At 66.2% G+C, this 21430-nt stretch carries 17 protein-coding genes; 4 read left to right on the top strand and 13 right to left on the bottom strand.

Annotated features, from left to right (window positions below):
• The first annotated feature begins 35 nt into the window (after nucleotides 1–35).
• Nucleotides 36–830, top strand: coding sequence for a cold shock and DUF1294 domain-containing protein (locus ALVIN_RS10560; RefSeq protein ID WP_012971312.1), 795 nt, complete (start codon nucleotides 36–38; stop codon nucleotides 828–830).
• A 39-nt stretch (nucleotides 831–869) separates the two neighbouring features.
• On the opposite strand, the gene ALVIN_RS10565 is transcribed toward ALVIN_RS10560, so the two are convergent.
• A complete protein-coding gene (locus ALVIN_RS10565) occupies nucleotides 870–3215 on the bottom strand; it encodes a Tex family protein (protein ID WP_012971313.1) in 2346 nt (781 codons plus the stop codon).
• A gap of 77 nt (nucleotides 3216–3292) precedes the next feature.
• A complete protein-coding gene (locus tag ALVIN_RS10570; protein WP_012971314.1) occupies nucleotides 3293–3505 on the bottom strand; it encodes a hypothetical protein in 213 nt (70 codons plus the stop codon).
• A 116-nt stretch (nucleotides 3506–3621) separates the two neighbouring features.
• Between ALVIN_RS10570 and ALVIN_RS10575 the strand changes: the two genes are divergently transcribed.
• Nucleotides 3622–4332: a 4'-phosphopantetheinyl transferase family protein gene (locus tag ALVIN_RS10575; RefSeq protein ID WP_012971315.1), complete on the top strand. Its 711-nt coding sequence runs from the start codon at nucleotides 3622–3624 to the stop codon at nucleotides 4330–4332.
• Nucleotides 4333–4376: 44 nt separating this feature from the next.
• Entirely contained in the window at nucleotides 4377–5192 is an 816-nt protein-coding gene (locus tag ALVIN_RS10580; protein WP_012971316.1) for an undecaprenyl-diphosphate phosphatase, read from the top strand.
• A gap of 1 nt (nucleotide 5193) precedes the next feature.
• Here ALVIN_RS10580 and ALVIN_RS10585 read toward each other — a convergent pair whose 3' ends face one another.
• The 4 genes from ALVIN_RS10585 to folP all read right to left on the bottom strand — a co-directional run bounded on the left by ALVIN_RS10585 (nucleotide 5194) and on the right by folP (nucleotide 11202).
• Nucleotides 5194–6510 (bottom strand): homoserine dehydrogenase, encoded by a 1317-nt coding sequence (locus tag ALVIN_RS10585; protein WP_012971317.1) that lies wholly within the window; start codon nucleotides 6508–6510, stop codon nucleotides 5194–5196.
• Nucleotides 6511–6617: 107 nt separating this feature from the next.
• Complete coding sequence (gene alaC / locus ALVIN_RS10590) at nucleotides 6618–7820, bottom strand: alanine transaminase (RefSeq protein WP_012971318.1); 1203 nt, start codon at nucleotides 7818–7820, stop codon at nucleotides 6618–6620.
• A 70-nt stretch (nucleotides 7821–7890) separates the two neighbouring features.
• Complete coding sequence (locus ALVIN_RS10595) at nucleotides 7891–10362, bottom strand: penicillin-binding protein 1A (RefSeq protein ID WP_012971319.1); 2472 nt, start codon at nucleotides 10360–10362, stop codon at nucleotides 7891–7893.
• Nucleotides 10363–10365: 3 nt separating this feature from the next.
• Complete coding sequence (gene folP, locus ALVIN_RS10600) at nucleotides 10366–11202, bottom strand: dihydropteroate synthase (RefSeq protein WP_012971320.1); 837 nt, start codon at nucleotides 11200–11202, stop codon at nucleotides 10366–10368.
• 157 nt (nucleotides 11203–11359) lie between these two features.
• Between folP and ALVIN_RS10605 the strand changes: the two genes are divergently transcribed.
• Complete coding sequence (locus ALVIN_RS10605) at nucleotides 11360–11737, top strand: PilZ domain-containing protein (RefSeq protein ID WP_012971321.1); 378 nt, start codon at nucleotides 11360–11362, stop codon at nucleotides 11735–11737.
• Here the strand turns inward: ALVIN_RS10605 and ALVIN_RS10610 are convergent.
• From ALVIN_RS10610 to ALVIN_RS10640, 7 genes are all read right to left on the bottom strand, one after another.
• Nucleotides 11701–13200, bottom strand: a complete 1500-nt coding sequence (locus ALVIN_RS10610; RefSeq protein WP_012971322.1) for a glycogen synthase — start codon at nucleotides 13198–13200, stop codon at nucleotides 11701–11703. The genes ALVIN_RS10605 and ALVIN_RS10610 overlap by 37 nt on opposite strands.
• A gap of 19 nt (nucleotides 13201–13219) precedes the next feature.
• Nucleotides 13220–14101, bottom strand: a complete 882-nt coding sequence (locus tag ALVIN_RS10615) for a hypothetical protein (protein WP_148217497.1) — start codon at nucleotides 14099–14101, stop codon at nucleotides 13220–13222.
• Nucleotides 14098–15300: a glycoside hydrolase family 57 gene (locus ALVIN_RS10620; protein WP_012971324.1), complete on the bottom strand. Its 1203-nt coding sequence runs from the start codon at nucleotides 15298–15300 to the stop codon at nucleotides 14098–14100. Before ALVIN_RS10620 ends, ALVIN_RS10615 begins: the two co-directional genes overlap by 4 nt.
• Nucleotides 15301–15331: 31 nt before the next feature.
• Nucleotides 15332–17455: a glycogen debranching protein GlgX gene (gene glgX, locus ALVIN_RS10625; RefSeq protein ID WP_012971325.1), complete on the bottom strand. Its 2124-nt coding sequence runs from the start codon at nucleotides 17453–17455 to the stop codon at nucleotides 15332–15334.
• Nucleotides 17456–17696: 241 nt separating this feature from the next.
• A complete protein-coding gene (locus tag ALVIN_RS10630) occupies nucleotides 17697–18839 on the bottom strand; it encodes an MFS transporter (protein WP_012971326.1) in 1143 nt (380 codons plus the stop codon).
• Between the two features lie 81 nt (nucleotides 18840–18920).
• Nucleotides 18921–20030 (bottom strand): chorismate synthase, encoded by a 1110-nt coding sequence (gene aroC, locus ALVIN_RS10635; RefSeq protein ID WP_012971327.1) that lies wholly within the window; start codon nucleotides 20028–20030, stop codon nucleotides 18921–18923.
• 2 nt (nucleotides 20031–20032) lie between these two features.
• The gene (locus ALVIN_RS10640; RefSeq protein ID WP_012971328.1) at nucleotides 20033–21376 is read right to left on the bottom strand and encodes a TolC family outer membrane protein; all 1344 of its coding nucleotides are present in this window, start codon (nucleotides 21374–21376) and stop codon (nucleotides 20033–20035) included.
• Between the last annotated feature and the right edge of the window lie 54 nt (nucleotides 21377–21430).

Raw genomic sequence — 21430 nt, forward strand, 5'->3', positions numbered from 1 at the left:
CCAATCGACTCGTACTCCAAGGGTGGCATCAGTTCATGGATCTCCAAACAGACAGGAACCCGTTGCGTGAAGGAACTTTGGTTCGCTGGGACGACGCCAAGGGCTTCGGTTTCATCCGACCCAACGACGGCGGCAAAGATGTCTTTGTGCATATCAGCGCCTTGCCGATGCGCCCGGTTCCGGATATTGGCACCCGATTGATCTTCAGTGCGACCGATGACCCACAGGGACGCGGGCCGCGTGTGCTCAAGGCGGTCCTGGCCAATGCAGTACCTGGAATCGACCGCCCCCAACCGGCGGGTGAAATCAGTCGCCGTCGACCGGCACGGGAGGACAACAGACAGCCATTTTCCACGCATGAATCCCGCGCGCGCGATCGACAGCGGGAAGGTGCACGGCGCGACAGGCGGCAGGACGAGACCTTGAGACCCCTGAAGCTCGACGCCAAAACGCTGTTCGTCTCACTGCTGGCGCTTGGCTGTATCGCCGGCGCTATCACGCTGTTTCCCATCAGTCCAATTCCATTGATCGCTTATCCAGCCGCCAGTCTGGCGGCCTTTCTGCTGTACGCCCGCGACAAATTGAGCGCCATTCGTGGACAATGGCGTGTCCCCGAATCCACGCTCCATCTAGCCGAAGCCCTGGGCGGCTGGCCAGGTGCCTATATCGCCCAGCAAACCATGCGTCACAAGACTGTCAAGACCAGATATCAGGCGGTCTACTGGACCATCGTCTTTATGCATGTCGCCTTCTGGAGCGTCTGGTTCATATCACCGCAGACATTGCTGGATCAGTGGCCGCTGGCGCTGGATCTGCTCGGGATACGCTGATTGCGTCCAAAACGGGGCGCGCTCGTTGACGGTCAGGACTCAAGACTTACGCGCCTTGGCAAAAGCATCGGCCAGGGCGCCGCCCATCCCGGACGCCGGCGCGCTGCTCGGACGATTACGCTCCTTGCCGCCGCGTGCCTTTTCCGGAGCGGTGTTTTTGGGCTGGGACTGACGAGCGCCCCGCTCTGCCGTCTCCGACCGCCCCGAGCGCGTGCGTTCAGCCGGCTCGTCCAAACGCCGGCTCAAGGCGATCCGCTTGCGCTCCAGATCGACTTCCAGCACCTTGACCTTGACCAGGTCGCCGGATTTGACGACCTCGTGCGGATCTTTCACGAAGCGGTCGGACAGCACCGAGATGTGCACCAGCCCGTCCTGATGCACACCGATGTCGACGAAGGCGCCGAAGTTGGTGACATTGGTCACAGTGCCTTCCAGGATCATGCCCGGCTCCAGATCCTTCAGGGTCTCGACGCCCTCCTTGAACTGCGCGGTCTTGAACTCGGGACGCGGATCGCGGCCGGGTTTCTCCAGCTCGGCCAGAATGTCTTTCACGGTCGGCAGACCGAAGCGCTCATCGGTGAAGGCGGCCGGATCGAGCCGGCGCAGGGTCGCGGTGTCGCCGATCAGACCGCGCACATCCTTGCCGGTGAACTCGGCGATGCGCCGCACCACCGGATAGGCCTCCGGATGCACCGCCGAGGCATCGAGCGGCTCCTCGCCATCGGGAACGCGCAGAAAGCCCGCGCTCTGCTGGAACGCCTTGTCGCCGAAACGCGGCACCGCCATCAGTTTCTTGCGGCTGGAGAAGGCGCCATTGGCCTCGCGGAAGGCGACGATGTTCTCGGCCAGACTGCGGTTGAGTCCCGAGACCTGAGTGAGCAGCGGCACCGAGGCGGTATTGAGATCCACGCCGACCGCGTTCACGCAGTCCTCGACCACGGCGTCCAGGGTGCGCGCCAGCCGCGTCTGGTTGACGTCGTGCTGATACTGGCCGACACCGATCGCTTTTGGCTCGATCTTGACCAGTTCGGCGAGCGGATCCTGCAACCGGCGCGCGATCGAGACCGCGCCGCGCAGCGAGACGTCCAGCTCGGGCAGTTCCTTGGACGCGAACTCTGAGGCCGAATAGACCGAGGCGCCCGCCTCGTTGACGACGAGCGATTTCAGCCCCAGCTCGGGATGGCGCGCGATCAGGTCGCGAGCGAGCTTATCGGTCTCGCGCGAGGCGGTGCCGTTGCCGATGCTGATGAGCTTGACGCCATGCGCACGAGCCAGTTGCGCCAGCCGCGCGATTGAGGCGTCCCACTGGTTCTTGGGCACATGCGGATAGATCGTGTCGGTCGCGGCGACCTTGCCGGTGGCATCGACCACCGCGACCTTGACCCCGGTACGAAGCCCTGGGTCCAACCCCAGGGTCGGCAGTCGTCCGGCCGGCGCGGCCAGCAGCAGCGCCTTGAGATTGAGTCCGAACACGCGGATCGCCTCGTCCTCCGCCGACTCCAGTAGCCGCCCCTTGAGTTCGAGATCGAGCCGGGTGAACAGCTTCACGCGCCACGCCTTGCGCACCGTCTCCAGCAACCAGCCATCGCCCGGACGCCCCTGATCGCGGACACCGAAGCGCGCGGCGACCAGCCCGCGACAGACCGCCTCGGGATCTTCGCCCTCCCCCGCCAGCAGCTCCAGGTTGAGCACGCCCTGATTGCGCCCGCGAAACAGCGCCAGTGCCCGATGCGAGGGCACCCTGGCGATCGGCTCGCGATAGTCGAAGTAATCTGAGAACTTGTTGCCCTCCTGCTCCTTGCCCGCGACCACGGTCGAGACCAGGATGCCCTGCTCCCAGAGATGATCGCGCAGGCGTCCGGCCAGCTCGGCGTCCTCGGCGAAGCGCTCCATCAGGATCTGACGCGCCCCCTCCAGCGCGGCGGCGACATCCGCCACGCCCTTGCCTGCATCGACGAAACCGGCGGCCAGCGCCTCGGGCGACTGCGACGGATCGGCGAGCATGGCATCGGCCAGCGGCTCCAGTCCGGCCTCGCGCGCGATCTGCGCCTTGGTGCGCCGCTTGGGCTTGAACGGCAGATAGAGGTCTTCGAGCCGCTGCTTGGTGTCGGCGGCCTCGATGGCGGTCTGGAGTTCAGCGGTCAGCTTGCCCTGCTCCTCGATGCTCTTGAGCACCGCCGTCCGGCGCTCGGAGAGTTCGCGCAGATAGCCGAGCCGCTCTTCGAGATGACGCAACTGGATATCGTCGAGACCGCCGGTGGCCTCCTTGCGATAGCGCGCGATGAAGGGCACGGTGGCGCCCTCGTCGAGCAGCCTCACGGCCGCTTCGACCTGGGCCGGACGCGCGGCGAGTTCCTGACTGATGGTCTCGATGATCGGGGTCATGATGGATGAGCGGACTCTGTCTGAAGGATCGGAAGCGGGGGTTGGGGACGGATGGGCGACGCAGGACGGTCACTGGATCACAGGCGGCAGGTATCGCCATAGACGGCCATGATCTGTTTCAGCTCGGCGAGCAACCAGACGCGCTCGTCGGCGGTCAGTCCCTGGGTCTCGGGCAGCTCGGCGCCGGATTCGAGCGCGGCGATATCGCGCCGGACCTGACGACAGCCCTTGGCGCACAGCGCCTCCAGACGCGCTTCGAGCGATGAGTCATCCGGGTTTCGCACGTCCATCCCCTATCATGGCTGGATGCGCGATTATACGGCGACACGCGCCGCGCTTCATCCGCGCGCGGATGGATACGGCCGCCGCACGAACGGCGGACACACTCGATCGACCGACTGGACACATGAATCGTCACATCACTCCCTGGCGCCCGGCGCCCAATCGACCGAATCCGGATTTCGACGCGCGACTCGAACCGGGTGAGCTGCATCTGTGGCGCATCGACACAGGTGAAGGCGGGGCAGATCCGGACAGGTGCGGGACACTGCTGAACGAGGCGCAGCGCGCGCGTGTCGACGCCCTGCGTCATGACATACACCGGGCGCGCTATGTCCGGGCTCTGGCCGGTCTCAACCGTATCCTCGCTACCTACCTGGACCGGCCGCCGACACAGATCCGGATCGAACGCCACCCGACCGGCAAGCCCTATCTGGATGGTGCCGATCGCTGGCTGTCCTTCAGCTTCAGCCATAGCGGCGATCTGGCGCTGGTGGCGTTGAGTGTCGGACCGGACGCCGCGCTCGGCGTCGATTGCGAGTGGGTCCGGCCGCGCGCCAATCTGCCGGCCATCGCCCGGCGCCTGTTCGATCCGGCGACGGTCGCCGAACTGGAAGCGCTCTCCGAGCCTGAGCGCCTGGAGTGTTTCCACCTCGCCTGGACGGCTCTGGAAGCCGACGTCAAATGCGATGGGCGCGGACTCTTCCGCCCGCGCCCGCCCGGAAGCGCCGCACCCGAGATCGCTCACCTCGTCCCGGCCCCCGGCTATATCGCCGCCGTGGCGCGCGCCCGATTGCCGCCCGTCGAGACCTGGCGAATGCTGGAACTTTGCGACTGATCCGGCGCTATACTACGCGCCCTGTCTCCGAGAGCGCTGCGTCAGTGGAAACCATCCAAATCCTCGTCCTGGCCTTCGTCCAGGGCCTCACCGAATTCCTGCCGATCTCCAGCTCGGGCCATCTGGTGCTCACGCCGCTACTGTTCGGTTACGAGCTTCAGAGTCTGGCCTTCGATGTCGCCGTCCATCTGGGCACGCTCGCCGCCGTGATCGTCTACTTCAGGCGCGAGATCGCACGCATGCTGGTCGCGGTGCTGGATTCGCTGCGCACGCGACGCTTCGACGACCCGGACGCGCGGCTCGGCTGGATGATCGTGCTGGCCACGCTGCCGGTGGTGGTGCTGGGACTGCCGCTGAAGTCGGTGCTGGAATGGCTGCGCGAAGACGATCAGCTCATCGCCCTGGTGATCGCGGGCACGACCATCGGTTTCGGTCTGCTGCTGTGGTGGGCCGACTGGCGCGGACGGCGCGAGCGCGACGAATACGGACTCGGCTGGGGCGATGCGCTCGTCATCGGTCTGCTGCAAGCCGTCGCCATCATCCCCGGCACCTCGCGCTCGGGCATCACCATCACGGCCGGCCTTCTGCTCGGACTCACGCGCCAGGCCGCCTCGCGCTTCTCGTTCCTGCTCGCCATCCCGACCATTCTCATGGCCGGCGGGCTGGAGACGCTGGAGCTGGTTCAGACCGCCGAGCCGGTCGACTGGAGCGGACTGGTGCTCGGTGCCATGGTGTCCTATCTGGTCGCCTATCTCACCATCCGCTTCTTCCTGAGCTTCATCGAGCGCATCAGCATGTTGCCTTTCGCGCTCTATCGCTTCCTGCTCGGCGGGGTCATCCTGGGGCTGCTGTATCTCTGATTCAGCCTGACAGTGATTCCATACGGATGCGCACCACTGCCCCCTGCACCGAATCCAGCGCCTCGATACGGGCGATGGCGGTGTTCATCCGGCCCTCGATCACCCGATGGGTGAGCATGACCAGCGTCACCTGAGTCTCGCCGGTAGCGGGGGCTTTCTGCTTGATGGCCTCGATGCTGATGCCCTCCTCGCCCAGGATGCTGGCGATGCGCGCCATGACACCGGGTCGGTCGAGCGCCGTGAGCCGCAGATAGTAGGAGGTCTCGATCGACTCCATCGCCAGCACCGGCGTGTCGGCCAGCTCGTCGGGCTGGAAGGCCAGATGCGGCACCCGGTTGTTGGGATCGGTGGTCAGGGCGCGCGTCACGTCGACCAGATCTGCGACCACCGCCGAGGCGGTCGGCAGCGCACCGGCTCCAGCCCCGTAGTAGAGCGTCGGACCGACCGCATCGCCCTTGACCAGCACCCCGTTCATGACCCCATCGACATTGGCCAGCAGCCGCCGCTCGGGGATCAGGGTCGGATGCACACGCAGCTCGATCCCGCCGGGCGAACGGCGCGCGATGCCCAGATGCTTGATGCGATAGCCGAGTTCAGCGGCATTGGCCACGTCCTGGGCGTCGATGCGCGAGATGCCCTCGGTGAAGCAGCGCTCGAATTGCAGCGGGATACCAAAAGCGAGCGAGCCGAGGATGGTGAGCTTGTGCGCCGCGTCGATGCCCTCGACGTCGAAAGTCGGATCGGCCTCGGCATAGCCGAGCGCCTGAGCCTCGGCGAGCACGTCGGCAAACGCCCGCCCCTTGTCGCGCATCTCGCTGAGGATGAAGTTGCCGGTGCCGTTGATGATGCCGGCGATCCATTCGATGTGGTTGGCGGCCAAGCCTTCGCGCAGCGCCTTGATGATGGGGATGCCGCCCGCGACCGCCGCCTCGAAGCCGACCATGACGCCCTTCTCACGCGCGGCGGCGAAGATCTCGTTGCCGTGCTTGGCGATCAGGGCCTTGTTGGCGGTGACGACGTGTTTGCCGTTCTCGATGGCCCGCATCACCAGCTCCAGCGCCGGCGAGTAGCCGCCGATCAGCTCGACGACGATCTGGATGTCCGGATCCTCGACCAGATCGAAGGCGTCGTCGCCGATGTGACCGATCTGGTCCAGGCCCTCGATCAGCTCGGGGCGATACTCGCGCGCGGCCGCGCGGGCGATCTCGATGCCGCGACCGGCGCGGCGGGCGATCTCGCGCGCATTGCGCGTCAGCACCGTCGCCGTGCCGCCGCCGACGGTTCCCAAGCCCAGTAGACCGATCTTCACCGGTTCCATGCAGTTACCTCAAAGCTGTGTCTAGTCCAGGATGTCCGCGCGTTCCCAGGCTCCAGCATGGGAACGCCGGCCGACCGCTCCAGCGGTCTGCGGCTGGCCAGAAAAAATCAGGCGCCCGCGCGCGCGTCGCGCCGGAACATCTCCTTGATGCCGCGGATGGCCTGGCGCGTGCGGTGTTCGTTCTCGATCAGGCCGAAGCGCACATGGGTGTCGCCGTATTCGCCGAAGCCGATGCCTGGAGCCACCGCGACCTTGGCATCACGCAAGAGCTTCTTGGAGAACTCCAGCGATCCCATCGCCCGATAGGGCTCGGGGATCGGCGCCCAGACGAACATGGTCGCCTTCGGCGGCTCGACCGGCCAGCCGGCGGCGTTCAGACCCGCGCACAGCACGTCGCGCCGGCTCTGGTACATGTCGCTGATCTCGCGCACGCACTCCTGCGGCCCCTCCAGCGCGGCGATGGCCGCGACCTGGATCGGGGTGAAGGTGCCATAGTCGAGATAGGACTTGATACGCGCCAGCGCCGAGACCAGGGTCTTGTTGCCGCACATGAAGCCGACGCGCCAGCCGGGCATGTTGTAGCTCTTCGAGAGGGTGAAGAACTCGACGGCGATGTCCTTGGCCTCCGGGATCTGGAGGATCGAGGGCGGCTTGTAGCCGTCGAAGGCGATGTCGACATAGGCCAGATCGTGCACGACCCAGATCCCATGCTCCCGGGCGATGTCGATGACCTTCTGGAAGAAGTCCAGTTCGACGCACTGCGTGGTCGGATTGCCGGGGAAGTTGAGCACCAGCATCTTGGGCTTGGGCCAGGAATCCTGGATCGCCTTCTGCAGCTCATCGAAGAAATCCACGTCCGGCGTCAGCCGCACATGACGCACGTCGGCCCCGGCGATGATGAAGCCGTAGGGATGGATCGGATAAGCCGGATTGGGCACCAGCACGGTGTCGCCCGCGCCCATGGTGGCGAGCGCCAGATGGGCCAGACCCTCCTTGGAACCGATGGTCAGGATGGCCTCGCTCTCCGGGTCGAGATGCACGTCGAAGCGATCGCGATACCAGTTGCAGACGGCGCGGCGCAGACGCGGGATGCCGCGCGACATCGAATAGCGATGCGTGTCGGGACGCTGCGCGGACTCGACGAGCTTGTCGACGATGTGCTGGGGCGTGCCCTGGTCCGGGTTGCCCATGCCGAAGTCGATGATGTCCTCGCCCCGGGCTCGCGCCTCGGCCTTCAACTCATTGACGATGTTGAAGACATAGGGCGGCAACCGCTTGATGCGGTGAAAGTCTGACTCGGGGGCGACCACGGCGGAACCTCATGGAGTGATGTGGGTGAAAGCCGTCAAGTCTACCGCCGCGCTCGGGATAAATCATCACTCAGAAGAGATCATCCATGACGCGCGGCGCCGGGGGCCGGCCCGAACCCCGGTCGGTGCGCTCGCCAGCCGTGGCCGGGCCGGCGACCCTGATCGGTTCGGGACCGAGCAGGGCGTCGCGATACTCCTCCTGAACCAGTTCCACGACACCGCTCTTGGCCTTGGTCTCGACCCCGCGATCCGGGTCGACCCGAACTTCGACGAGTCCGGACGGCGGGTCCAGGGTGGCGACGGGGCGCCCGTCGAGCGCCTGTTCCATGAAGTCGACCCACATCCCGAGCGCCGCCTTGCCGCCCTCCTCGCCCCGGCCGAGTTTGCCGAAATCGTCGAAGCCCATCCAGGCGATGGTCACGAACTCGGCCTGATAGCCGGCGAACCAGGAGTCGCGGATGTCGTTGGTGGTGCCGGTCTTGCCGACGATGTCGGGGCGCTCGAGCTTCTTGGCGCGGGTGCCGGTGCCGCGCTCGATGACCTCGCGCAGGAGCGAGGTCATCTGGTAGGCGGTGCGCGGATCGATCACGCGCTCGGCCAGCCCCTGTCCCTGAGCGGCCAGTCCGCGCGTGGTGGCGGACGTGCCGCCGGTCTTGTACCAGCAATCCGGGCAGGCGCGCGCCGGACGGGCCTCGAAGACGATCTGACCGTCACCGTCCTCGATGCGCTGGATGAAATAGGGTGTGACGTGATAACCGCCATTGGCGAAGACCGCATAGCCCTCGGCGAGCTTGACCGGCGCGAGTTCGCCGGTGCCGAGCACCATGGACAGTCCGAGCGGCAGGGCCTGGGTATCGAAGCCGAAGCGACGGATGTAGGTCTGCGCCTCCTCCAGCCCGACGCTCTGCAACAGATTGATGCTCGCCAGATTGCGTGAGAGCGCCAGCGCCTTGCGCATCGAAATGGGACCGAGTTCCCGGTGGTCGGCGTTCTTGGGATTCCAGCGCTGATTGCCCGTGAGTTTGACGGCCTGATCACGCAGCAGGCTGACCGGTGTCCAGCCGCGTTCGAGCGCAGTGGCATAGACGAAGGGCTTGAAGCTGGAGCCGGGCTGGCGGCGCATGTCGACGGCGCGGTTGAACTTGGAGTCGCTGAAGGCATAGCCGCCGACCAGCGCCCGGACCGCGCCGTCATGCGGATCGAGGCTGACCAGGGCGCCGGAGACGGCCGGGATCGGCGTCAACACCCAGTCGCCTTTGGATGAGCGTCTGAGCCGCACCAGATCGCCGACCGCGACCGCATGTGGGCCACGGCGTCGCTCGCCCTGCCAGCGTGCCAGGTTGCGCTGGGTGCGCGCCCAACTGAGCGCCTTGCGCGACAGCTCGACCTGCTCACCGCCGCCGATGTAGATCTCGGCACCGACCGACGAGACGCGGGTCACGAGTCCTGGAACCAGATCGGGGACGCGCGTGACCTCGTCCAGATAGGCGTCGAGTTCGACCTCGCTCAGTCCGGCAAGGTCAAGGGTCGCCTCCGGGCCGCGATAGCCGTGACGGCGGTCGTACTGACGCAGCGCGCGGCGCACGGCCTCCTGCGCGGCGACCTGCAAACGCGGTTCGAGCGTGGTGGTGACACGATAGCCGCGATTGATGGCCTCCTCGCCGTAGAAGCGCACGATCTCGGCGCGGACCATCTCGGCGATATAGCCGGCCTCCAGGTCCGGGCCGGGCCGATGGGCCTGGGCCGTGTCGGGCGTGGCGATGGCGGCGGCGTGCTGTCCGGCGTCGATGTAGCCGAGTTCGAGCATGCGTCCAAGGATGTAGTCGCGCCGCTCCAGGGCACGCTCGGGATTGGTGACGGGATTGTTGGTCGAGGGTGCCTTGGGGATGCCGGCGAGCATGGCCGCCTCGGCGATCGTGAGCCGGTCGAGCGGCTTGTCGTAGTAGAAGGCCGCCGCTGCCGAGACGCCGTAGGCGCGATGCCCGAAGAAGATCTGATTCAGATAGAGCTCCAGGATCTCTTCCTTGGTCAGGGTCTGCTCGACGTGCAGGGTCAGCAGTACTTCGGCGAGCTTGCGCTGGAAGGTCTTCTCGGGCGAGAGGAAGACGTTGCGCGTGAGCTGCATGCTGATGGTGCTGCCGCCCTGGGCCTTCTCGCCGGTGCTCAGGTAGCTCAGGACGGCGCGCCCGAGACCCTGGGTGTCGATGCCGCGATGTTCGAAGAAGCGGCTGTCCTCGGTGGCGAGGAAGGCGTCGATGACCAGCGGCGGGATCTGGCGGATCGACACCGGACGCCGGCGCTCGATGCCGAACTCACCGATGAGGCGTCCATCGGTGCTGTAGACACGCAGCGGCTCCTGGAGCTGGACGTCACGCAGGGTCTGGACGTCCGGCAGCTCGGGCAGGGTGACGGCGACGAAGATGCCCGCCCCCACCAGTCCCAGGGTCAGTATCTGCAAGGGGGCGCCGAGTCCTGAGCCGACGAGCTGCAAGAACCAGTGGCTCGCCGAACGCGACTGAACGCCGTTGTTGGTCTTGTTCAAGGTTCACTCACCTGTCGAGCGGCATGCGATGGCCCAGGCGACGTCGGCGGCCTGCCGGTTGGCGGCCACATCGTGCACGCGAAAGGTGTCCACGCCCTGCATGACAGCCAGCGCCGTGGTGGCACAGGTGGCTGCCACCCGCTCGTCCGGCGCCACATCGCCACAGAGCGCGCCGAGGAAGCGCTTGCGGCTCGTCCCGAGCAGGACCGGAAAACCCAGCTCGACCAGGCGGCCCAATCCGGCCAGCAGTTTCAGATTGTGCTCCTGATCCTTGCCGAAGCCGATGCCCGGATCGAGCAGGATATCGCACTCGCGCACACCGGCGGCGAGGGCGGCCTCGGCGCGTGCGGCCAGATGATCGCGGACCTCGACGACCACGTCCCGGTATTCGGGCGCACGCTGCATGGTCCGGGGCGTGCCGCGACGGTGCATGAGCACGATGGGCGCCTGGAGTTCAGCGGCCAGGGGCAGCATGTCGGGGTCGTCGAGTCCGGCCGAGGTGTCGTTGATCCAGTCGGCGCCGGCGGCGAGCGCAGCGCGTGCCACACTCGCCCAAGTGGTATCGATGCTCAGCGGAATCCTGGCGGGGATACAGTCGCGCAGCTGACGGATCACGTCCAGGATGCGCCGTTCCTGCTCCTCGGGCGGCACCGGAGCCGAACCGGGGCGGGTCGATTCACCGCCGATGTCGAGGATGTCGGCGCCCTCCTCCAGCATCCTGAGCGCGCGCGCGACGGCAGCTTCGCGCTCCAGGTATCGGCCGCCGTCGGAAAAGCTGTCCGGCGTGATGTTGAGGATACCCATGAGGCGTGGCGGACGTGGTGATTGAGAGCTGGACATGATGTGTGGCGGAGGCGATGACTGGAGACGGGTTCGGTCTTCGAACGGCACGATGGATCTATACTAAAGTATATCGATTGAGGTGGAGGAGGCGTTTGTCGTGCCTGGTGATGGCCAGAGCACAGTGTTCTTTATTCGAGCAATGAGGGCCGAGATCATGATCCCAGACAAGACGGTCGATGAGCGGCGGTGTCACCGGCGGGTGAACTGGACGGGACAGGCCCGGATCTTTCCACTCAGTCTGGAGGCGCTCAGCGCCGTGCCTGGCATCCAGGAAGTGACCTCGCGCGACATCAGCGAGGGCGGCATGCAGGTGCGCAGCGCTCAGATGGTGCCGATCCACTCGCGGTTGCTGGTGGAACTGGAGTCGAGCGAGACCTCCGCCTGGATCCAGGCCGTCGGCTCGGTGGCCTGGATCTCGCTGTCGACGAGCGACGAACCCTGGCGTCTGGGGATCGAATTCTCGGACGTCGGCGATCTGGCACTGGCAGGTATCCGTCATCTCCTGGACGAGGCCGATGCGCGTGAGCACTGAGCCTGCCGCGCGTAGGCGTAGAGATCGCGATACTCCCGCGCCGGCCGGCGCCAGGAATAGTCACCCTGCATCCCATTGAGGCGCAACCGGCTGAAATAGTCGGGGTGGTCGCGCCAGAGTGCGATGGCCCGATCCATGGCCCCCTCCAGCGCTTCGGTGGTCGGTTCGTCGAAGAGATACCCATTGCGCGACTCGAAGGGGGCGCTGGAATAGTTGGCGTCCTGGATGGTGTCGGTCAATCCGCCGACCCGGCGCGCGATCGGCACGGTGCCATAGCGCATGGCGATCAACTGGGTCAGACCGCAGGGCTCGTAGAGACTGGGGATGAGGACCAGATCGGCCCCGGCATAGATCAGGTGGGCCAGCGACTCGTCGTAGCCGAGTTCGAGACGGGCGTGCGGGCTGGCCTCCAGCCGCGATTTGAGCTGTGCGAAGCGCTCGGCGATGGCCGGTTCGATCGCGCTGCCCAGGAGCGCGATCTGAGCGCCGGACGCCAGTCCATACTGGAGACCGTGCGCGATCAGATCCACACCCTTCTGCCGATCCAGACGGCTGACGACGGCGATGATCGGTCGGTCGCTCGCCTCCTCCAGACCGAGACGCGCACGCAGCGCCTGGCGGTCGAGCGCCTTGCGCGGCAGGGTCTCGGGTCCGAAATTGACCGGGATGAGCGGATCGGTCAGCGGATTCCAGACCGTCTCGTCGATGCCGTTGAGGATGCCGCCGAACTTGTAGTCATGACGCTGGAACCAGGCTTGCAGCCCCATCCCCTGCTCGGTGTTCTGGATCTCCCAGGCGTAGCGCGGCGAGACGGTGTTGACGACATCGGCCGCCGCGATGCCGCCCTTCATGAGATTGGCACGGCGCGGATCGCCGGGGTCGGCCAGCCGCTCGGGTGTGAGCAGGCGCGCCGGGTCCAGCCCGACAGCCGTCAGCAGATCGGCCTCGACCCAACCCTGATAGCCGACATTGTGCAGGCTGTAGCAGACCGGAATCCGCTCGTCTGCGGCCTGGCGCTCGGCGAGCAGCACCGGAATCAGGCCGGTCTGCCAGTCGTTGCAGTGCAGCACGTCCGGACGCGACTCGGAGCGCGAGACATAGTCCGCGACGGCGCGCGAGAAGAAGGCGAAGCGCTCGGCGTCGTCCGGCTCCCCATAGAGGCGACCGCGCTCGAAGAAGCGCTGTGCCGAACGCGGGGCGATCAGGCGGCATTCATAGCCATCCAGGCTCAGACCGAGAATCCGGCAGTCGATCGGCACGCCCCGGAAGGGAACCTGGAACTCAATGCCGAGCGGGCGCGGTTGATCCGAGGACGCGAGCCGCAGACTGTCGTAGGCCGGCAGGATGACCTCCACGCGCTCGCCGCAGCGGGCCAGCTCGCGCGCCAGACCCTGAACGAAATCCCCGAGACCGCCGGCCTTGGCGATGGGTGCGCACTCGGCGCTGACCATGGCGATATGCATCGTTTCGATCCGGCTGGAGTCAGGAGGACGATTCGCGTGGATCGACCGACTCGGGCGGCGGATGCCGCTCCAGGGCGCGCCGGATGAGCTCGGGATCCTCGACTTTGACGTTGAGCTGAAAGCGCCCGCCCGGACCCACGCGATATCGTTGCCCGAAGAGATCGATCTCGGTGTTGGGCGCACTCCAGCCGTGGATACGGAGTTCGGCCTCGATGACCACGCGGGTCGTCGCGGGGGCCGGGTCGGCGTAGTTCAGTACCGGGATCGCGGTCGGGACGCGAACGCCGGCGGCGTCCGGCCGGCCGACCAGGGTGGGCGGCGTTTCGGACCTCTCGGCGGTTCCGGCTGTCGCGGCATCGGTGGGCCAGACTGGACTCGCCGACGGTTCCGAGTCGATCGTCTGGCTCGGCGCCTCCGGACGATCCCACGAATCCGGATGGTTCCAGGAATCCGGATGACGCAGTGACTCCAGACCCAGTCCGCGCGCCGACTGGAGCCGGTTGGAGCGTGCCAGCAGCAGCCAGCCGCCCCCGGAGTTCATCAGCCCCAGCTCGGCCTCGAACAGACCGAAGTCGTCGCCGATCCGGAAGGCGACCTCCCCGCTCCCGCTCAGTCCGGACAGACGCAGACGCCGCTCGTGAACCGGCTCGGAGCCGCCCCCGGCGCGCAGACGCCCGAGCCGCAGTACGGCCTCCGGAGCGCCATCCGCGCTCGGAAAGCGCGCCCCCTGCCCCACGACCTCGTCGGCACTCAGCCGCCAGTGCACCCGGACCTCGCCGGCCGTGCCTGGATAGAGCGCCAGCGCGCGCGCCGCGCCGCCGAGCGGGAAGACTGGAACGAGCGGCGCCTCAGGCGGCATCAGATCGGGCGTGACACTCGGCATCGGATCAGTGCTGTTCAAACCGGGTCGACTGGTGGCTGGGCGTTCAGGATGGCCGCGGCCTCATCGAGCGCGGCGGCGGCGGGTCGGGTGCGGGCCTGGAGGTGCGGCAGCCAGGCCTCGCCCCAATACAGAAAGCAGCTCGTCTCGGCTTCGAGGATCTGATGGCGCGCGCGGGCCAGCGCCTCGCCCGCGAACCGCTCGGCGTCCGGGCGGCTGCGGCAGAGCGACCAGTAGCGCTCGCTCAGACGGCGCACCTGATCGATGGCCTGGCGCTGGCTCTCCGAGCCGATCCAGGGCGCGAGATCCGCGTCCGTCGATGAACCGACGCTCCAGGAGCCGGTCTGCACCCGGGCATGGGCGATCGGACGCTGCCGGTCGAGATAGTCACTGAGTTTCACGGGGATGATCGAGGTGTCGCCACCACGATACTGTTCCATGTAGGGCGCGAAGAAATGGCCGAAGAAGCCGGATGGCTCGTGGGTCTGTCTGAACCAGCCGCCGTTCTCGCCATCCGACCAGGTGGTGACGAGCCGCGCCGCGTCCGGACGCGGCGAGAGGGTGGCGCGCCAGGACAGCTCGTCGCGGAACCAGCGCGGATTCAGACCGCGCGCCTGGGCATTGGAGACGTCACGATCGCGCGGAACGATGGTCAGACAGGCCCCTTGGTGACAGGCGACATAGGGCCTGAAGATGTCGTTGATACCATCCTCGGGGCGCACGTGCACGCCGTCGACGATGGCATAGTCATAGCCGGCCTGGACCAGGGCCGGGATCATCTCCATCGAGAACGCCAGCTCGGGCGGCCAGAAGCCGCGTGGCGCACGCCCGAAGACCTCGCCGATGATGGCGCGGCCGCGTTGGAGCTGTTCGGTCCAGTCGGCGTGCGGGATCAGCGGAAAGATCGGGTGATAGTAGCCCAGACCGAGCAGCTCGATATTGTCGGCAGCACGGTAGCGTTCGAGCATCTCGGGGATGTCGACGATGTGACGGTAGCGCGCGACGACCTCGGGATCGAGCAACTGTTCCAGCAGCACGCCCGAAAAGCTCACATGCAGCCGCGCCACATCCGCGTACTGTTCGGCATAGCGCAGGGCACGCTCGTAACAGCGCAGGATCTGCTCGGCCTCCCAGGGATTGGCCTCGAACAGCAGGCGCAGATTGCCGGGGGGCTGATGCATATGCAGCCCGAGCGCGTGAAAGATCTGTGTTCGAGCCATGGATGCCTCCATCGCCTGACCGGCCTTCTCCTTAGTTGGGATTCGCGGCGGAACGACCCGGCTCCGGCCACCCTTCGAGCACCAGGATACTCCTGGAGCGCACCAGTTGGCGCGCCTCGTCGACGGGGCATTGATCCGCGGGCGGCACGACATCCGTCGGCGAGGCGCGTGCCGTGTCCAGGGCCAGAGACCAGCGCGCCGGGGCGATCTCGGGCAGCGCGAAGCGTAGCGCACGATCGCTCATGTTGATCATGACATGCAACAGCGCCTCGTCGGGACAGACCGGGGCGAGCGTGAAGGCCAGGATCTGGCTCTCGGGATCATCCCAGGGCGGAGCCTCGAGTTCCAGCCCGTGCCAGACCACGTCCGGGAGTGTGCCGCCCGGCAGCGGCTGACCGGCGAGGAAGTGACGATGGCGCAGACTGGGATGACGCTTGCGCAGCGCGATCAGTCCACGCACGAAGCGCAGCATGGCGGCGTTGCGCTCCATCAGCGACCAGTCGAGCCAACTGGTCTCGTTGTCCTGACACCAGGCGTTGTTGTTGCCCCTCTGCGAGCGCAGCACCTCGTCGCCGGCCAGCAGCATGGGGATGCCCTGACTCAGGAACAGCAGGGTGAGCAGGTTCTTGGCCTGACGGCGGCGCAGGGTCAGCACTTCGAGGTTCGGGGTCTCGCCCTCGGTGCCGCAGTTCCAGCTCAGATTGTCGTCGGTGCCGTCGCGGTTGCCCTCGTGATTGGCCAGATTGTGCTTGCGGTTGTAGGAGACCAGATCCCAGAGCGTGAAGCCGTCGTGACAGGTGACGAAGTTGATGCTGTTGATCGGTTTGCGCAGATTGGCCTCGTAGAGATCGCTGCTGCCCGAGATCCGGGTGGCGATCTCGGGCACCAGACCGCGATCGCCGCGCACGAAGCGCCGAATCGTGTCGCGATAGCGTCCGTTCCATTCCATCCAGCGATAGCCGGGAAAGGTGCCGACCTGATAGAGCCCGGCGGCATCCCAGGCCTCGGCGATGATCTTGGTCGCCGCCAGGGTGTCGGAGAGCTCGATGCCCCAAAGTACCGGCGGGTTGGACAGGGGGCGTCCATCGCTGTCGCGTGCCATGGCGCTGGCCAGATCGAACCGGAAACCGTCGACGTGCATCTCGCGCACCCAGTATTCGAGCGCCTCGATGATGAAGTTGGTCACGAGCGGATGATTGGCGTTGACCGTGTTGCCGCAGCCGGTGAAGTCGAGATAGATCCCCTTGTCGATGGCGTCCAGACAGTAGAAGGTCTCGTTGCCGAAGCCCTTGAAGGTGAGCGTGGGGCCGCCCGCCCCGCCCTCGCTGGTGTGGTTGAAGACCACGTCGAGGATGACGCCGATCCCGGCGCGATGCAGCGCCTTGACCATATTGCGGAACTCGCGTCTGTGCGTGCCCCGTTCGGGGGTGACGCAGAAGCCCGGATGCGGCGAGAAGAAGCCGAAACTGCTGTAGCCCCAGAAGTTGCGCAGACCCGCCTTCCAGACCGCCTCGGGCACGTCCTGCTCGTCGAAGGCCATCACCGGCATCAGCTCGACATGCGTGATGCCGAGTTCCTTGAGATAGGGGATCTTTCCGATCAGACCGAGAAAGGTGCCCGGATGGCGGACGCCCGAGCTGGGATGGCGGGTGAAGCCGCCGACGTGCAGCTCGTAGATGATCATCTGCTCGCTCGACAAACGGAGGGGTTCGTCGCCCTCCCAGTCGTACTCCTCGGCGAGCACGATGGCGCGCGGCGAGTCATGCGGCTTCACGCCCTGGCGCTGGCGTTGCCAGCGATCCCAACCGGCGACATTGACCGCGCGCGCCCAGGGATCGACCAGCTCGATGCTCGGATCGAAGCGCCAGCCGTGTCCGTGCGGATCGTTCGGTCCTTCCAGACGCCAGGTGTAATGGGTGCCCGGCGGCAGATCCTGGACCATCACATGCCAGGAGAAGAAGGTGTGATTGGTGCGCGAATCGAGCCGGATGACCTGAAAGGGTTCAGGGCTGGCGGCGTCCTCGTAGAGCAGTAGTTCGGCCCCGGTGGCGTGCCGGCTGTAGACGGAGAAGTTGACGCCCGCATCCTCGACCGTCGCGCCGGGCGGATAGCGTCGTCCCGACAGGACAGGATAGGGAGCGTTTGAGGCTGGCATGAAGGCGGCGCTTTCCTGAGATGTCTATCCGCGCGATCCAGAGTCGAATAGAAAAGATAAACAAAATGTTTCAGGATCGCTGGGACTCCTGAGCGGACTCGTTTTCGGCGACGACTGATGAACCGGGGGTTCGCCACGGATGATCAACGCCAGGATGGATCGAATTCAGTCGATGAGACGCCGGGAATCATAACATGCCGGCTTTGCGTACCGTCGGTCGGATGACCGACTGCCCCGGCGATCAATGACGGTAGAGCGCGCCGCTCATCCAGCGCCAGGCAACGAACCATGCCACTGTCGACGCGATGGCGCCGATTCCGAAGGTGATGGCCGGACCCGCATCGGCCCACAGCAGACCGCCGATCAGACTCCCGGCCGCCCCGCCGGCACCGAAGCTCAGACTGTTGTAAAGCGCCTGACCGCGCCCCTGGGTGCGCCCGGGAAACACATGATGGACCAGATGAATCGCCGAGGCATGGAAGGTGCCGAAGGTCGCGGCATGGAGCCATTGCGCGGCGAACATCACGACCGGCTGGTCGACGAAGACCCCGATCAGAATCCAGCGCACGCCACCCAGCGCCAGACTCCAGAGCAGGACACGCCGCGCGCCGAAACGCTCCAGCAGGCGATGCATGATCAGAAAGATCAGCACCTCGGCGATGACGCCCAGCGCCCACAGCCAACCGACCGCCGTGCTCGAATAACCGGCCGCCTCCAGATGGATGGAATAGAAGGCATAGTAGATGCCGTGACTCAGCTGCATCAGGAAGCAGGCGCCGAAGAAGGCCAGCACGCTCGGTTGAAGCAACAGCGCGCGCAGCGACACGGCAGACGGCGTGGCCTGGCCGGGTGCGCTGTCCGGTACCACAAAGGTCGCCAGACAGATCCCGACCGTCAAGAGCAGCACCCACACCGGCACCTGAGCCAGCGAGCCGTGTTCCAGCGCCAGCCCCAGCGCCACCACCACCAGCACGAACCCCACCGACCCCCAGACGCGCACCAGGGCATAGCGGGTCGGGCGCTCGCGCAGATGGTTGAAGGTCAGCGCCTCCATCTGCGGCAGCGAGGCGTTCCAGAAGAAGCTGAACAGCAACAGGGTCAGGGCCATGCCCCAGAAGCCGTCCGTGACAGAGAGGGTCGCAAAGCCCAGCACGGCGAGTACTGAGCCGAGTCGCACCACCTGCATGCGTCGCCCGGTGTGATCGACGATGTGCCCCCAGACCACGGGGGCCACGATCTTGGTTCCTGTGAGGATCGCCATCAGCACCCCGATGGCGAGCGGCTCGAATCCGGCGTCCTGGAGATAGAGCCCCCAATAGGGCACGAGCGCCCCGAGCGAGGCGAAATAGAACAGGTAATAGCTCGACAGACGCCAGTACGGCATGGGGCGGCTCGCTGGATGAAGCGCGACCGACCCCGCCTCCCGAACCGGATCGGTCCGAGTCGGCGGGGCCAGGAAGCCGGATCAGGAGTTGGGACGCGGCTCGGCCGGAATCGCCGGGATCGGCGGCACGACCTCAGCGTTCTGTGCGCGATGACGCAGGGTGTGATCCATGAGCACCAGCGCCAGCATGGCCTCGGCGATAGGCGTGGCGCGGATGCCGACACAGGGATCGTGACGCCCCGTGGTGACGACCTCGACCGCCGCGCCATGCCGGTCGATGCTCCGGCCCGGTAGCCGGATGCTGGAGGTCGGCTTGAGCGCGATGCGGGCGATGATGTCCTGCCCCGTGGAGATGCCGCCGAGGATGCCGCCGGCATTGTTGGTCAGGAAACCCTCGGGGGTCATGGGGTCGCGGTGTTCCGTGCCCTTTTGCTCGATACAGGCGAAACCGGCGCCGATCTCCACGCCCTTAACGGCGTTGATGCTCATGAGCGCATGGGCGATGTCGGCGTCGAGCCGGTCGAAGATGGGTTCGCCAAGCCCGGTCGGCACGCCCGAGGCGACCACGGTCACGGCCGCGCCGATCGAGTCGCCCGATTTGCGCAGGGCGTCCATGTAGGCTTCCAGCTCCGGCACCGTCTCGGCACAGGGCCAGAAGAAGGGATTGTGCTCGACCTGCTCCCAATCGAAACCGCGCGGACGCCAGGGACCGAGCTGGGAGAGATAACCGCGAAGACGGATGCCGAGCCGTTCGGCCAGATACTTCTTGGCGATGGCTCCGGCGGCGACCCGGATCGCGGTCTCGCGCGCCGAGGAACGCCCGCCGCCGCGATAGTCGCGCACGCCGTATTTCTGCTCGTAGCTGTAGTCAGCGTGTCCCGGACGATAGCGTTCGGCGATCTCGGAATAGTCGTGCGAGCGCTGGTCCTCGTTGTGGATCAGGAGTCCGATCGGGGTGCCCGTGGTGCGGCCCTCGAAGATGCCGGAGAGGATCTCGACCCGATCGGACTCGCGCCGCTGGGTGGTGTGGCGCGACTGTCCCGGCTTGCGCCGGTCGAGATCGTGCTGTAGATCCGCCGCCGTCAGCTCCAGACCGGGCGGACAACCGTCGACGATGCCGCCGAGCGCCGGACCATGACTCTCACCGAAGGTGGTGACGACGAAGTTGCGACCGAAGCTGTTACCCGACATGGTCAGTAGGCCGGCGGCGGAACGGTGTCATCGGGATTCAGCCAGGCGTTGCCCTTGGCCAGCACATCACGGCTCAGGGTGCTGGTGGCCTGATGGAGCTTGATGCCGTTGATGATGTAATCGTAGCGGGCGCTCATGTAGTCGAACTCGGCCTGGAACAGATTACGCTGGGCGTTGAGTACGTCGACCTGGGTGCGGGTGCCGACCTCGAGTCCGGCCTGGGTCGATTCGAGCGCCGAACGGGCCGAGACGATGGCCGCCTGGCGCGCCTTGACGTCCTCGATGCTGGAGAGGATGCCGCGGAAGGCGTCCTTGGCCTGCTGATCGACCTGACGCCGCACCTGGTCGAGCCGGTCCTGGGCGGCGCGGTACTTGTAACCGGCCTCGCGGGTCTTGGAGGTCACGGCACCGCCCTGGAAGATCGGGACGTTCAGCGACAGCCCAACGAATCCGGTCTCCGAGTCAGTGCCGTTGTACTGGGCATCCGAGCGTGAGACATCATAGCCGGCCTGCAAGTCGAGCTTGGGCAAATGGCCCGAGCGCTCGATCTCGATGGTGGCCTTGGCGGCGTTGACCGACTCGATCGACGCCAGGATGCCGTAGTTGGAGCGGATGGCCGTGCCGGCCCAGGCCTGGAGGTCGTTCGGCTCGGGTGGCGACAGCGGCAGTTTTTCACCGAGACGCGCCAGCGGCACGCTGATCGGCCCGACGATGGTGCGCAACGCCTCCCAGGCATTGCCGAGCAGGTTCTTGGCGCTGATGAGGTCGGCGCGCGACTTATCGTAGGCGGCCTGACTCTCGTTGACGTCGGTGATGGCCACCAGACCGACCTCGAAACGCTGCTTGGATTGCTCCAGCTGGCGTTCATCGGCACGCACCAGAGCCTCGCGCACAGTCACGGCATCGGCCGCGCGCAGCACGTCGAAATAAGCCTCGGTGGTCTTGACCATGAGCGCGATCTGGGCGTTGCGATACTCGGCCTCGGCCTGGGCGATGACGTTGTCGGCCTGCTGGAGCGTCATCCAGTTGGCCCGGTTGTAGAGGCTCTGCTTGACGACGGCCTGAATCTGCTGGGTATCGTAACGATCACTGCGATCGCCGATCGATCCGCCGCGCGAATCGAGATCGTAGAAGTTGGCATCGCCCTGGAGACTGAGGCTCGGCAGGAGCAGCGAGCGCGCCTGGGGCTTGACCTCGCGCGTGGCAAACAGCGTCTGTTCGGCCTCGCGCAGCGAGGGGTCGCTCACCACAGCCATGTCGTAGATCTGAAGCAGATCCTCCGCCAGCGATGGCAGTGGCGATCCAGCCAACGACAAGGCGATCAGGGCCGGAAGAATTCTCCTCATGCTGGGTTTCCTTGCGAACGGGCCGGATGGCCGAGAGATGGAGTCAAGGCGGCA

Origin of the sequence: Allochromatium vinosum DSM 180 (assembly GCF_000025485.1) — a bacterium.
Classification (GTDB): domain Bacteria; phylum Pseudomonadota; class Gammaproteobacteria; order Chromatiales; family Chromatiaceae; genus Thermochromatium; species Thermochromatium vinosum.

What these genes read in the sequence shown, in the direction of transcription:
- glgX (WP_012971325.1), bottom strand. Translation starts at nt 17,455, where the DNA reads ATGCCAGCCTCAAACGCTCCCTATCCTGTCCTGTCGGGACGACGCTAT.
- ALVIN_RS10575 (WP_012971315.1), top strand. Translation starts at nt 3,622, where the DNA reads ATGAATCGTCACATCACTCCCTGGCGCCCGGCGCCCAATCGACCGAAT.
- ALVIN_RS10610 (WP_012971322.1), bottom strand. Translation starts at nt 13,200, where the DNA reads ATGCATATCGCCATGGTCAGCGCCGAGTGCGCACCCATCGCCAAGGCC.
- ALVIN_RS10570 (WP_012971314.1), bottom strand. Translation starts at nt 3,505, where the DNA reads ATGGACGTGCGAAACCCGGATGACTCATCGCTCGAAGCGCGTCTGGAG.
- aroC (WP_012971327.1), bottom strand. Translation starts at nt 20,030, where the DNA reads ATGTCGGGTAACAGCTTCGGTCGCAACTTCGTCGTCACCACCTTCGGT.
- ALVIN_RS10620 (WP_012971324.1), bottom strand. Translation starts at nt 15,300, where the DNA reads ATGGCTCGAACACAGATCTTTCACGCGCTCGGGCTGCATATGCATCAG.
- ALVIN_RS10560 (WP_012971312.1), top strand. Translation starts at nt 36, where the DNA reads ATGGATCTCCAAACAGACAGGAACCCGTTGCGTGAAGGAACTTTGGTT.
- ALVIN_RS10640 (WP_012971328.1), bottom strand. Translation starts at nt 21,376, where the DNA reads ATGAGGAGAATTCTTCCGGCCCTGATCGCCTTGTCGTTGGCTGGATCG.
- folP (WP_012971320.1), bottom strand. Translation starts at nt 11,202, where the DNA reads ATGTCCAGCTCTCAATCACCACGTCCGCCACGCCTCATGGGTATCCTC.
- ALVIN_RS10605 (WP_012971321.1), top strand. Translation starts at nt 11,360, where the DNA reads ATGATCCCAGACAAGACGGTCGATGAGCGGCGGTGTCACCGGCGGGTG.
- ALVIN_RS10565 (WP_012971313.1), bottom strand. Translation starts at nt 3,215, where the DNA reads ATGACCCCGATCATCGAGACCATCAGTCAGGAACTCGCCGCGCGTCCG.
- ALVIN_RS10585 (WP_012971317.1), bottom strand. Translation starts at nt 6,510, where the DNA reads ATGGAACCGGTGAAGATCGGTCTACTGGGCTTGGGAACCGTCGGCGGC.
- ALVIN_RS10630 (WP_012971326.1), bottom strand. Translation starts at nt 18,839, where the DNA reads ATGCCGTACTGGCGTCTGTCGAGCTATTACCTGTTCTATTTCGCCTCG.